The organism is Allomuricauda sp. F6463D (genome assembly GCF_023015965.1).
Lineage (GTDB): Bacteria > Bacteroidota > Bacteroidia > Flavobacteriales > Flavobacteriaceae > Flagellimonas.
Genome location: NZ_JALKAN010000001.1, coordinates 1,025,887 through 1,038,466, shown reverse-complemented (window position 1 = coordinate 1,038,466; position 12,580 = coordinate 1,025,887). Strand labels below are relative to the sequence as shown.

Genomic DNA, 12,580 nt, shown 5'->3' with positions numbered 1-12,580 from the left:
ATTTTCAGGATTTCTTTTTTAACAAGGCCATGTAAAACCCATCAAAGCCAGTTTCGGAGGCATACACATTCCTTTCCCTTACAAACTCAAAGTTTTCTCCGTTCTCGGATGCTAAAAACCTCTTCACTTGTTCCGAATTTTCCTGGGGAAGAATAGAGCAAGTGGCGTAAACCATTTGTCCTCCTTTTTTTACCATTTTACTATAATTCTGAAGAATGTCTTGCTGCACTCCCATAATTCGTTCCACAAACTCGGGCTCTAATTTCCATTTGGAATCGGGATTTCGTTTAATTACCCCTAATCCCGAACATGGGGCATCTAGTAATAATCGGTCGGCACTATTATGAAGTTTTTTGATGACCTTGGTAGAATCGATTACTCTGGTTTCCACGTTGTGCACACCATTGCGTCGGGTTCTTTTCTTTAGTTTTTTTAATTTACTTTCATAAATATCCAAAGCTATCAATTGTCCTTTGTTCTGCATTTGTGAGGCTAAGTGAAGCGTTTTACCACCAGCTCCTGCACAGGCATCAACCACTCTTTGTCCGGGTTCAACTTCTAAGAATGGGGCGACCAATTGTGAAGAAGCATCTTGTACCTCAAACAATCCATCTTTAAAAGCTTGGGTTACAAAGACATTTTTACGCTCCACTAGTTTTAATGCATCGGGATATCCTTCAATAAATTCCGCAGCAATATCTTCTTTGGCCAAAAAAGCCTTTAACTGTGTTTTTGCAATTTTTAGCGTATTGGTCCGCAAAATAACATCTGCTTGCTGGTTTTGGGCGGCAATTTCCTTGGTCCAAAGTTCGTTTCCAAGTGATTTTTCACCAAGTTCGTCCATCCAATCTGGAATGGACTCCCTAAATTTTCGAATCTTGGAAAGTTCATCAAACCTGCCTTTGATTCTTCTTTCTGGGGTTCCTTCCAATTGTTTCCAATCAGGAAGTCGTATTCCTCGAAGTACGCACCAAACACCAAACAATCGGAACAAATGTGGTTTGGTGTAGGGATCATGAACTTCAGCTATTTCCGAGTAAAGACGTTTCCATCTAACAATATCATAAGTAGTCTCAGCAATAAAACCGCGGTCCCGAGCACCCCAGCGTTTATCGTACCGCAATACTTTTTCAATCACCTTGTCGGCATATTCCCCTTCATTAAAAATCATATGAAGGGCATCAATTACGGCAAATACTAGGTTTCTGTGTAAACGCATCAATATAAAATAAGGTTGCAAAGGTATGATTTCTCCTTACTTTTGAGGAAAATAAATACGATGAGGTCGATTCTTTCCATTTTAGCCGTGCTACTTTTGTTTTCTTGTGCCGAAGAACCAAAAAAGCAACCGTTCCAATCCGTTGATATCACTCCAGTTTATGAAGATTCCGTGAGCATAAGGGCCATTATTTTTTTGGATAACAGAACATTGGCTTTTGCGGGCAGCAGTGGAATTTATGGGACAGTGGATGTAAACTCACTTCAAGTAAGGACCAATGTTCAAACATATGACTCCATAACACCAAATTTTAGGGCCGTTGGAGGAACAACCCAAGATTTTTTCATGCTTTCTGTGGAAAGTCCTGCCTTATTGTACAAAACAGGAGACCAAGGGCAAATGGAATTGGTCTACACCGAAGAGGGAGAAGATGTTTTTTATGACAGCCTTGCTTTTTGGAACGATTCTGATGGGATTGCTGTTGGAGATACGGTTGATGGATGCCTTTCTATTATAATAACACGGGATGGTGGTAATTCTTGGATAAAGGTATCTTGTTCTGACTTGCCTCAGGGAATTGATGGCGAGGGCGCTTTTGCGGCCAGTAACAGTAATATTGCTGTGCAAGGGGATAAGGTTTGGATTGGAACCACAGAAGGTAGAATTTATTTTTCTGATGATAAAGGTATCACTTGGCAAATACAGCATACTCCGATGATATCTGAAACACTTACCCAAGGCATTTATTCTATGGACTTTTTTGATGAAAACACAGGTTTTGCCATAGGAGGAGATTACACCCAACCGGAATATAACGAGGCGAACAAAATAAAAACGGTAGATGGTGGTAAAACGTGGCAATTGATTGCGGATGGTCAGGAACCTGGCTATAAAAGTTGCGTACAGTTTGTTCCAGATTCGAATGGTAAAGAACTGGTTGCTGTTGGGTTTACGGGGATTTCATATTCTAGTGATGGGGGTGAAAGTTGGCGACAATTGAGCAATGAGTCTTTTTACACAGTCCGTTTTTTAAATGATTCGATTGCCTTTGCGGCGGGCAAGCATAGGATTGCACGGTTGGTTTTTAAATAAAAAAAAGCGGCGATAACATCGCCGCTCATCAATCAAAAACTAACAAAAATCAATCATTGTTATACGTTCACTACAATATAGTTACGTCCTCTTTTTTTGTACCAAACACCTCGGTATTGGTAAAATCTTTTTCCATTTCTGTACACCACTTTGCTGCCGCGAGGTAAGGTTTTTATTTTGACTCCCCTTGGCACTGCCGTAACCACATATCTTTTTCCTTGTGTTTTGTACCAAACACCATCGGCATAATAGTAGTTCGTTTTTTTGTGCACTATTACGCTTGGATTTGCTATGGTTTTAACAACAGTTCCGTGTTTTGGATAAACCCGTACCACTGTGGTCGATTGTGCATTAGTGGCTAGCATTGTTCCCATTAGTGCCACGGTAACCAAAATTGTCTTCATACTTTTCATATTATGGATTTTTATGGTTTCTGTATGTATGACTTTGATTTTTAAAAAAGGTTTAATCATAAAAAAAAGGAGCCTTTTTGGGCTCCTTAAATTTTTGTCTACAATTGTTTTTAACCATTTCCGCGCCGTTTGCGATATTGCCGTAAGAGTTGTTTTTTAAAATCCTCTTCGGCCTTGATAAGTAACAGTACTTTTTTGGCAGGTATTACAGTTCGTAATTTTGATAGAAAATCTTGTTCTGCTTTTTGTTTATTAAACTGAAGCACAAGAATATTGTCCAATAACTTTTCAGATTCACTATTGGAAAGTTCTTGCGCCCTTGAAATATTGGTCTGCAGTTCGGCCCATTCTTTTTTGCGCATGTTATCTTTTGTTTCTTCATGCTCGTTGTATATGGGCCAAAACAGTTGTGCTTCTTCACTGGTCAAATTAATGCGTTCAGTGATGAAGGCCACTTTCAAAGTTTTGATACGGTCTCTTACAGGCCCTTGGGCATGCATCAAAAAAGTACCGAAGAATAGGGTACAAAGTATAAGTGCTCGCTTATTCATAATCACTGTAATCTAAATTTAAATCTTCAATATCGTCAACATTTTCATCTAAATATTCCAAGATGTTATTTTCCTCCAATGCATTTTCCAAAACATCCTCAAAGCTTAAATCATCAATGGGGATAATGGATGCAATTTCATAAGAAGACATTCCATACGTGTTGTTGTCCAAGTAAGCCTCGATTTCGGCATTGGCCAAATCATCAAAACCTATTGTTTCGGAAGTCGAATTCCAATTGAAACTGAATATTAGTATAAAGATAGCAGCTACGGCGGCGGCCCCATAATAAAAATTACTATTGGGCCTTAAAGGGACAACCTTGGTTTCCTTTTTAACAGTTTTGGAAAGAACAACTGGTTCAACGTTATCAAAATAGCTGTTTGGAACAGTAAAACCATCGCTTTTCGGAATCAAGGACTCTCCGTTTTCGGCTTCTTCTTTTTTGATTCTGTCCATAAGACGATCATTGAAGCTCTCGAAGTAACCTTCAGGAATATCGAAACTATTTTTTTTGTTCTTTTTCATCGTGTTGCTTTGACTTTCTAATATGCTAATGGTTTAATCCTCTCTAAGATATGCTTCTATTTTTTTTACCGCTAAATGGTATGAAGCTTTTAAAGCTCCTACAGAAGTGCCCAAGGCATCCGAAATGTCCTCATATTTCATTTCCTCGAAATACTTCATGGTGAACACCAATTTTTGCTTATCAGGTAGAGAGGCCAATGCTTTTTGTAATTTCATTTGAATCTCGTCTCCTTCAAAATAAACGTCGGCCTCAAGGTTCTCCACCAATCTTTCCTTGAGTTCTTGGTCGCTGACCCCCATTTTTTTTGATTTCTGTTTTAGAAACGTCAATGATTCGTTGGTGGCAATACGATACATCCAGGAATACAACTTGCTTTCACCTTTAAAGTTATCAATGTTTCTAAAGATTTTAATAAAGGTATTCTGTAGAACATCATCTGCATCATCATGATTGAGCACAATCCTACGTATGTGCCAATATAGACGCTCCTTGTAGGTATTCACCAACACTTCAAAGGCTTTTGCCCGAGTTTCCTCCTTCTTTAGCTCCTGTACTAAGGTTTCCTCAGCGATCAATTGTTCTTATTGTTTGGTACTTTGACTAAGGTATGGGGAAAAGGTTTAATTTCAATAATCAATAAACAATAAGTAATCTGTGAAAAGAGCCAAAGGAGGTAAACGGTAAATGGAGGTAATGACATTCTGAGCCGATTGAAGAATCTTTATGTTTAGGAGTTAGGAGTCGATATTTGAGATATGAAAATCTCAAAAAAAGTATGCGTCATACTGAACTAGTTTCAACATCCCTTTTTATCGGGATAGGATTTTACAACAAATCCTATAAATCACTTATACTAAATACACAACAACCAAACACCTTATGAAGTAAATGACTGCATTTCTACAAGTTTTTTATAGCTTTTAGCTGATTTCATCAGTTGTTCATGGGTACCTTCTTCCACAATTTTCCCTTTGCTCATGACCACAATGGTGTCTGCATTTTGTATGGTTGACAGTCGATGTGCGATTACGATAGAGGTGCGGTTTTGCATCATTTTCTCCAAGGCATCCTGCACCAATCGTTCACTTTCTGTGTCCAAAGCCGAAGTGGCTTCGTCCAAGATCATAATGGGGGGATTCTTGAGTACGGCCCTAGCAATGGACAATCGCTGTTTTTGGCCGCCACTTAGTTTATTGCCGCTATCTCCAATATTGGTATCGTATCCGTGGGGAAGTTCCATAATAAAATCGTGGGCGTTGGCCACTTTGGAGGCCTCTATAATTTCATCCATGGAGGCATTTTCCTTGCCCAATGCGATATTGTTCTTCACTGAGTCGTTAAATAGGATGGAATCTTGGGTTACCAACCCCATGAGTCCTCGAAGTGATTTTTTGGTGATTTCCTTAATGTTGGTGCCATCAATTAGTATTTCACCTTTGTTGACATCATAAAAACGGGTCACCAAATTGGCTACGGTACTTTTACCACTACCTGATTGACCGACCAATGCTATTGTTTTGCCCTTGTTGACCTCTAAGTTAAACTCTTTAAGGACGTAATCATCTTCATATTTAAATGAGATGTTTTCGAGAACAATACCATTATCAAAAGATAATTTATCAACGGCATTATCAATTTCAGAGATCGGGTTTTCCGTTTCGAGGATTTCAATTACTCTTTCGGCTGCAGCATTTCCTTTTTTAACTCCATAAGATGCTTTGCTTATTGCTTTAGCTGGAGTCAATATTTGATAGGCCAACCCCATGTAAGTTATAAAGAGTTCGGGTTGTAGGGTTTTATCGATCAACACCATTTTTCCTCCATACCATAAAATAACCCCGATGGCAGCGATCCCAAAAAATTCACTGGTAGGTGATGCTAAATTTTGACGGTTTAATAAACTATTGGAAAATTTGTAAAATCTAGATGTGGATTTTCTAAATGTCCTGGAAAATTTGGATTCTGCATTGAATGCCTTAATGACTCTCAAACCTCCCAATGTTTCTTCTAAAATTGATAAAAAGTATCCTTGTTCCTTTTGTACTTTATCTGATTTGCGTTTTAGGGATTTTCCAATCAATGAGATAAGATATCCTGAAACAGGAAGAAATATGAAAACGAAAATTGTAAGCTTCGAACTTATTGATAACATTGCCAATATGGTAAATAATAAGGTCAAGGGCTCTCTCACAATAAGTTCAAGAATGGACAAAAAAGAGTGTTGGATTTCTAACACATCAGAAGTTATGCGGGCAATAGTATCTCCTTTTCGTTTTTCAGAGTAATATGAGATGGGCAGATCTATGGTTTTATCATAAAGTTCATTTCGCAAATCCTTAAGAACTCCGTTTCTTAAAAAGGTGATAAAATACATTGCGAGATACCCGAATAAATTTTTAAGAAAGAACATGGTTATGACCAATATAACCATGAAAACCAATGCTTCGCCTTCGTTTTCACCAGCTTTTTGAGTGACAAAAAAGTTCAAATACTCTGAGACATAATCTTTAGCACCACCAATTCCATTAAATGTAGGAGCAGTTTCAACCCTCTCAGTTTGATTAAACAACACGGCAAGCATTGGAAAAAGCGAGACCATGGCCAATGTCGCAAAAAGAGCATAAAAAATATTGGCTACAATATTCAGGAATGCATAAATTTTGTACGGTTTGGCAAACCGGAGAATCTTTTTAAAGTAGTTCATTCACTTATAAATTCAGCTCAGAAAGGATACCTTCCAATTTGGTTTCCAGCTGCGAATTTACGGATTTATAATCTGCTGCCTTCTCCAATTTTGCATTTGTACTGATATAAAACTTTACTTTAGGTTCCGTTCCACTGGGTCGCGCGGCAATTCGGGTACCATCCTCGGTTTCGTAAATCAGTACATTTGATTTAGGTAGATTGAGTGTAAACTCTTCACCGGTTTGTACATTTTTAACAGTTGAGGTGTTGTAATCCTCAATGTACAGTAATTTTGAGCCTTGAACAGCATCCACAGGATTTTCTTTAAAATCCTTGAGCATCTGTTGGATTTCCTCGGCACCGCTTATTCCTTTTTTAGTAATAGAGATCAACTTTTCTCTGTAGAAACCAAATTGTACATAAGCATCAATCAATTCTTCGTAGAACGAACTACCATTAGCTTTCGAATTTGCTGCAATTTCACAAGCCAATAGGGTAGAGGTAACCGCATCTTTATCTCTAACAAAATCCCCGACCATATATCCAAAGCTTTCCTCACCACCTCCTATAAAGGTGGAGCTTGGGAAGTCTTTAATCATTTTACCAATCCATTTAAAGCCAGTCAACGCTGTTTTGAACTCCACCCCGTAGGACTTCGCCATTTCCTGCATCATTGGAGTTGAAACAATGGTGGTCGCAACAAATTCGTTGCCCTTAAACCCTTTTTCCTGGTATTGGTCCAAAAGAAATTTGGTCATTAAGACCATGGTTTGGTTTCCATTCAGTAATTCTATTTTACCTTCAAGATTACGTACCGCGATTCCCAAACGGTCACTATCAGGATCGGTACCAACTACCATATCTGCACCGATTTGCTCAGCTTTGGCTATAGCCATGGACAAGGCTTCAGGCTCTTCTGGATTTGGAGATTTTACGGTAGGGAAATCACCATCCGGTTTTGCTTGCTCTTCGATGATGGTAACATTGTTGTAGCCAGCACGCTTCAAAACTTCCGGAATAGCGGTAATGGAGGTCCCGTGCAACGAAGTGAAAACAATTTTAAAATCGTCTTTTCCTTTGGCATCAAAGCTTCCATTTTTTACCGAAGCATCAAAAAAGGCTTCATCCACTTCTTCATCAATGTGGTGTATCAAACTTTCATTTTTATCAAATTTGATGTCCTCAAAAGAAAGCGCATTGATTTCTGCGATAATTTCACCGTCTTGGGGAGGTACAATCTGTCCGCCATCGGCCCAATATACTTTGTATCCGTTGTATTCTGGTGGGTTGTGGGATGCTGTTAGCACTATTCCCGCATGGCATCCAATATGTCTTACCGCAAAAGAAAGCTCTGGTGTTGTTCTTAAATCCGAAAACAAATGAACTCGAATTCCGTTGGCAGAGAAAACGTCGGCTACAGTTTTCGCCAATGATTTGGAATTATGTCTGCAATCGTAAGCGATTACAACCTTAAGGTCGTCATCAGTATAGGATTTTTTAAGATAGTTGCTTAGTCCTTGGGTATTCTTCCCCAATGTATATTTGTTTATCCTATTGGTACCCACTCCCATAACACCACGCATTCCTCCGGTACCAAACTCTAAATCTTTATAAAAACGTTCCTTTAGCTCTTCAGGGTCGTTTTCTAAGAGATGTTTGATTTCTTTTTTTGTGGCTTCGTCAAAAGAATCGGTTAACCACGTTTTTGCCGTATCAGTAATGGAATTCATAGTGTTACTAGTTGTTTAGAGGTTTAAAATTACAAAGTTTAACGAGTTTGGGAATAGTCTAAAGGTTTATTTTCTCGGAGATATTGTATCGAGTATCATTTTTCCGTGATCTCACCATTATTTCCCCTATAAAACCAGCTAAAAACAATTGTGTACCTATGATCATTGCCGTTAATGCGATAAAAAACTGCGGTTTTTCAGTGATAAGTCGACCTGTGGGATTTAAAAAGAGCTTGTCAATACCCAAATAGAGGGAAAAACCAAATCCAACAATAAACATGAGCACGCCCCAAGCTCCAAAAAGATGCATGGGTCTTCGGCCAAATTTAGAAACGAACCATATCGTGATCAAATCCAAAAAACCATTGATAAATCGCTCTGCCCCAAATTTTGTGGAACCATATTTTCTGGCTTGATGCTGCACTATTTTTTCCGAAATATCCGAAAACCCGGCGTTCTTGGCCAAAACCGGAATGTATCTGTGCATTTCTCCCGACACCTCAATGGTCTTTATCACTTGATGATTAAAAGCCTTAAGGCCGCAATTGAAATCGTGGAGTTTTACGCCCGAGGTTTTCCTTGCTGCCCAATTGAACAATTTGGACGGAATGTTTTTGCTGATAACGGAATCGTAGCGTTTCTTTTTCCAGCCCGATACCACATGATGGCCACCTTGTTTAACCATTTGGTACATTTCCGGAATTTCTTCGGGATTGTCCTGTAGGTCGGCATCCATGGTGACTACAACCTCTCCTTCTGCCGCTTTGAATCCCGCATGTAGGGCCTGCGATTTTCCAAAGTTTTTAAGAAATCGGATTGCTTTTATATTTTCGTTGACATCGGAAAGCTTGGATATAGTTTCCCAAGAACCGTCGGTACTGCCATCATCTATAAAGATAATTTCATAAGTAAAATGATTGGATTGCATTACCTGAACAATCCAATCATGTAGTTCTTTTAAAGATTCTTGCTCGTTAAGCAAAGGAATTACAATGGAAATCTGCATTGCTTGTTTCTGGAATTCCCTTCAAAAGTAGTATTTTTTGTTTTAGTAATCCGCTTTGGACTTTTTCAATATCAATCCGGTAATCAGACCTAAGACCAAACCGAGCACACAGTTCATGATCAAAAGAATGGGGTACTGGATCCAAGCAAAGCTTTTCTGCATTTCTACACCTTGTTCCCATTGCTCCTCGGTCATATTCGGGTTATTGGCCATTGCTTTTGGTTTGGCAAGTTCCATGGCCTTGTCCATAAAATCGGGTTCAATAAAGGTGGTAAGTACGAATTGGTAAATCAAGGAAACTATGGCGCCTACCAAGGCAATGCCCACTGCAACTTTAAGTGCTTCTGTAATGGTTAAATAGCCACCATTTGCCTTTTTAAATGCGTTAATTGCAAAAAATATAATGGCCGCTAAAATCACTATAGAGATTACAATAACAGCGGTACTTGTTTCGTAGTGCATGTTTTGTGTGTAGAGCATAACGCCGAACACCATGGATATCAAACCGGATAAAAGTCCGTAGTTAAGTGCAAATTTTCCAGTTTTTGGTTGTTGTTCTTCCATTTTTTTAAAGTTTGTGTTGATTATAATTGGTTAGTGCAATATTGCTTACATTTGTTACATATAAAATTACTTTTTATTTTTTAGTGAATTTAAGTTGGAGGTGTAAAAGAAATTATTAAATTTGCACCCTGAAAATTCTGAGATTAAGCATTTAAGACGATGAGAAAAGATATACACCCGGAAAACTATAGATTGGTTGCTTTTAAAGACATGTCCAACGACGATGTGTTCCTTACAAAGTCCACTGCTGAAGCGAAAGAGACCATTACTGTTGATGGTACTGAATATCCTTTGGTAAAATTGGAAATTTCAAGAACTTCTCACCCTTACTATACCGGTAAGACTAAATTGGTCGATACTGCTGGTAGAATTGACAAGTTCAAGAACAAGTACAAAAAATTCAAGAAAGAAGAGAAGGAGACCGAGTAGGTTGCACTTTTCAACGAATTATATAGACGCTCTCGATTGGTATTCGGGAGCGTTTTTTATTTTTACGGTATTCAAAGCTGAGGTATGAACTATATTCTTTCTGACGGTAACCACCGCGAAGACCTTTTTCCGTTTACACTCACACGTCCTGTACCTGGTATTCGGGTGGGGATTCTAACCATTGATGAAAAATGGGGAAAATGGCTCAAAGCACCCGTCAGTTTTCAAACCGAAACATACCTTTTAGAGAAATTCCCTTTAACGGTCGCCACTAATAATACGGTAATAAATGGGAGTTACTTGCCCAACAAAACCTTGGTCGATGCAATTCAAAAATTGAAGGTTGGTGAGGCTTTGATGGATGACGAAGAATATATTGCTTATGTGACGGACAAGCCAGAAACTGGGTTTGAAGTATCAACATATAAAACCATTGCTTTTGAAGGGGATGTATTCACCATCAAGAATACTTGGGACATTTTCTCCAAAAATTCGGAAGCACTGCGAGCTGATTTTGAATTGTTGACCAATGGAAGAACGAGTCAATCCATATCCGAGACCAATCAAGTAAAGAGCCCAGAGAATATTTTTATCGAGAAAGGTGCCACGGTGGAGTTCTGTATTTTGAACGCTTCCACCGGACCCATATACATTGGTAAGAACGCCTTAATGATGGAAGGCTGTATGGTTCGTGGCGGGTTGGCCCTTTGCGAAAATGCCATTGTAAAAATGGGAGCAAAAATTTATGGGGCAGTTACCGCGGGACCTGGCTGTAAAATCGGTGGAGAGGTTAATAATGCCGTACTGTTTGCCAATTCCAACAAAGGTCATGATGGTTTTCTCGGAAACTCGGTGTTGGGGGAGTGGTGTAATATCGGTGCCGATACGAACACTTCCAATCTAAAGAATGACTATGCACCCGTTCGCATATGGAACTACAAAACCGAAGGTTTTGTCAAAACAGGGCTTCAATTTTGCGGGTTGATGATGGGCGACCATAGTAAATGCGGGATTAATGTGATGTTCAATACAGGCACTGTTATCGGTGTGAGCGCCAATATTTTCGGTAGCGGTTTTCCTAGAAACTTTATTCCCAGTTTTAGTTGGGGTGGAGCTGCTGGTTATACCACTTTCAGGACCAATAAGGCTTTTGAGGTAGCTGAAGCCATGATGAAACGTCGTAATATGGAATTCAATGCTACCGAGACCAGGGTTTTGGAACATGTTTTTGAGTTGACCCAAAAATGGCGTAATTACTAGTCTCATTCTACCTTACCAATTGTCCTTTTGCTGATTTTTAGTAATGGAACGTTTTTAAAAAACACCAACTTTAGATGATTTTATTGTTTGGAGTTCCCAGTAATGGATAATAATCACACATCGCCATCAAAAAAGTATTGAAATACGTCATTCTGAACTTGTTTCAGAATCTCATCGTTTTGATAAACAGTATATTATGAGAAGCTGAAACAAGTTCAGGTTGACGAAAACCGACATTTTAGACACCCTCTATCAACATAAAGCATTCACTTTTACAAAGTAAGACTCAAAAACCCATCTTTTTGCAGGTTGAAACCATACAAAATGCCGTTGTCCACTACACCCATTTCCTTGGGTAGTTTTGTGGCATCCACTCCGAATTTTTTAAGCGAAAAACCACAGGCCAATAGTTGTATCTTTTCACTTGCTGCCAAATCAAGAAAGGGCTGCATGGTTTCTAAATGGGTCAGTTCTTTCACGGTTTCCCCACAGATCACCACATGGAACTCCCCAAATTTATCCCCATCATCGGCAGCTAGTTCATCAGCGGCCAACAATATGGCCTTTAATTGGGGAATTTTTCGTGTAAGCACAAAATAGTTGTTCTGTTCTTTGTTGTATGTGGTTTGGGCACCAACTTCGGTCAGTCCACCAAACAGGGTGATGGCCAATACGGCCAGGGTCAATACATGTTTCATATTATTGATTTTTAAGTTTTGGATTCAATACAAAAAATAGGAGTCCGCCCAAAATGGCAATGTTCTTGAACAACGGCCCCATGGACGTCATTTGCCCCACCTGAATGGTCAAAGTGATGGGGATTAGCATGGCAATCAGTACAATGGCAGCCCATTGGGTCCTAAAACCTACGACCAAGGCTATACCACCAAGCAACATCACCACTCCGGAGATGATCACTGCGATTTCTGGAGGGCCCAATAGATGGCCCAAAGCCCCAAACTTGGCATTTTCGATGCGTGCAACGGCTTTATCGGTATTGATCAAGTGGTTTAAACTGGCCACAATGAATATCAAACTTACCAATACCCGTAGCACTATCACGGAACTACGGCTGACTTCAATGTTTTTGCTTTGCATGGCTCT

General features: G+C 39.2%; 14 protein-coding genes. 3 read left to right on the top strand and 11 right to left on the bottom strand.

Annotated elements, in window-relative coordinates; all coding sequences use genetic code 11:
- Positions 1-4: 4 nt before the first annotated feature.
- Positions 5-1,219 (bottom strand): RsmB/NOP family class I SAM-dependent RNA methyltransferase, encoded by a 1,215-nt coding sequence (locus MWU56_RS04550; RefSeq protein WP_247042647.1) that lies wholly within the window; start codon positions 1,217-1,219, stop codon positions 5-7.
- Positions 1,220-1,279: 60 nt separating this feature from the next.
- Between MWU56_RS04550 and MWU56_RS04545 the strand changes: the two genes are divergently transcribed.
- Positions 1,280-2,311, top strand: a complete 1,032-nt coding sequence (locus MWU56_RS04545) for a WD40/YVTN/BNR-like repeat-containing protein (RefSeq protein ID WP_247042646.1) — start codon at positions 1,280-1,282, stop codon at positions 2,309-2,311.
- Between the two features lie 59 nt (positions 2,312-2,370).
- Here MWU56_RS04545 and MWU56_RS04540 read toward each other — a convergent pair whose 3' ends face one another.
- From MWU56_RS04540 to MWU56_RS04505, 8 genes are all read right to left on the bottom strand, one after another.
- Positions 2,371-2,724 carry a DUF6515 family protein gene (locus MWU56_RS04540; RefSeq protein WP_247042645.1) on the bottom strand — a complete coding sequence of 118 codons (354 nt, stop codon included), beginning with the start codon at positions 2,722-2,724 and terminating at the stop codon, positions 2,371-2,373.
- 110 nt (positions 2,725-2,834) lie between these two features.
- Positions 2,835-3,275, bottom strand: coding sequence for a hypothetical protein (locus MWU56_RS04535; protein WP_247042644.1), 441 nt, complete (start codon positions 3,273-3,275; stop codon positions 2,835-2,837).
- On the bottom strand, positions 3,268-3,801 hold the full coding sequence (locus MWU56_RS04530) for a hypothetical protein (RefSeq protein ID WP_247042643.1): 534 nt from the start codon (positions 3,799-3,801) through the stop codon (positions 3,268-3,270). The genes MWU56_RS04535 and MWU56_RS04530 overlap by 8 nt, the downstream gene beginning before the upstream one ends.
- Before the next feature lie 33 nt (positions 3,802-3,834).
- Positions 3,835-4,377: an RNA polymerase sigma factor gene (locus tag MWU56_RS04525; RefSeq protein WP_247042641.1), complete on the bottom strand. Its 543-nt coding sequence runs from the start codon at positions 4,375-4,377 to the stop codon at positions 3,835-3,837.
- A gap of 302 nt (positions 4,378-4,679) precedes the next feature.
- Entirely contained in the window at positions 4,680-6,506 is a 1,827-nt protein-coding gene (locus tag MWU56_RS04520) for an ABC transporter ATP-binding protein (protein WP_247042639.1), read from the bottom strand.
- Positions 6,507-6,510: 4 nt separating this feature from the next.
- The gene (locus tag MWU56_RS04515; RefSeq protein WP_247042637.1) at positions 6,511-8,217 is read right to left on the bottom strand and encodes a phospho-sugar mutase; all 1,707 of its coding nucleotides are present in this window, start codon (positions 8,215-8,217) and stop codon (positions 6,511-6,513) included.
- A 58-nt stretch (positions 8,218-8,275) separates the two neighbouring features.
- Positions 8,276-9,223, bottom strand: a complete 948-nt coding sequence (locus MWU56_RS04510) for a glycosyltransferase family 2 protein (RefSeq protein WP_247042636.1) — start codon at positions 9,221-9,223, stop codon at positions 8,276-8,278.
- 42 nt (positions 9,224-9,265) lie between these two features.
- Positions 9,266-9,787, bottom strand: a complete 522-nt coding sequence (locus MWU56_RS04505; RefSeq protein ID WP_247042635.1) for a DUF4199 domain-containing protein — start codon at positions 9,785-9,787, stop codon at positions 9,266-9,268.
- A 159-nt stretch (positions 9,788-9,946) separates the two neighbouring features.
- Between MWU56_RS04505 and MWU56_RS04500 the strand changes: the two genes are divergently transcribed.
- On the top strand, positions 9,947-10,216 hold the full coding sequence (locus tag MWU56_RS04500; RefSeq protein ID WP_247042634.1) for a type B 50S ribosomal protein L31: 270 nt from the start codon (positions 9,947-9,949) through the stop codon (positions 10,214-10,216).
- A gap of 84 nt (positions 10,217-10,300) precedes the next feature.
- Entirely contained in the window at positions 10,301-11,476 is a 1,176-nt protein-coding gene (locus MWU56_RS04495; RefSeq protein WP_247042633.1) for a GlmU family protein, read from the top strand.
- A 272-nt stretch (positions 11,477-11,748) separates the two neighbouring features.
- Here MWU56_RS04495 and MWU56_RS04490 read toward each other — a convergent pair whose 3' ends face one another.
- The gene (locus MWU56_RS04490) at positions 11,749-12,174 is read right to left on the bottom strand and encodes a sulfur reduction protein DsrE (RefSeq protein ID WP_247042632.1); all 426 of its coding nucleotides are present in this window, start codon (positions 12,172-12,174) and stop codon (positions 11,749-11,751) included.
- A gap of 1 nt (position 12,175) precedes the next feature.
- Positions 12,176-12,574: a DoxX family protein gene (locus MWU56_RS04485; RefSeq protein WP_247042630.1), complete on the bottom strand. Its 399-nt coding sequence runs from the start codon at positions 12,572-12,574 to the stop codon at positions 12,176-12,178.
- Between the last annotated feature and the right edge of the window lie 6 nt (positions 12,575-12,580).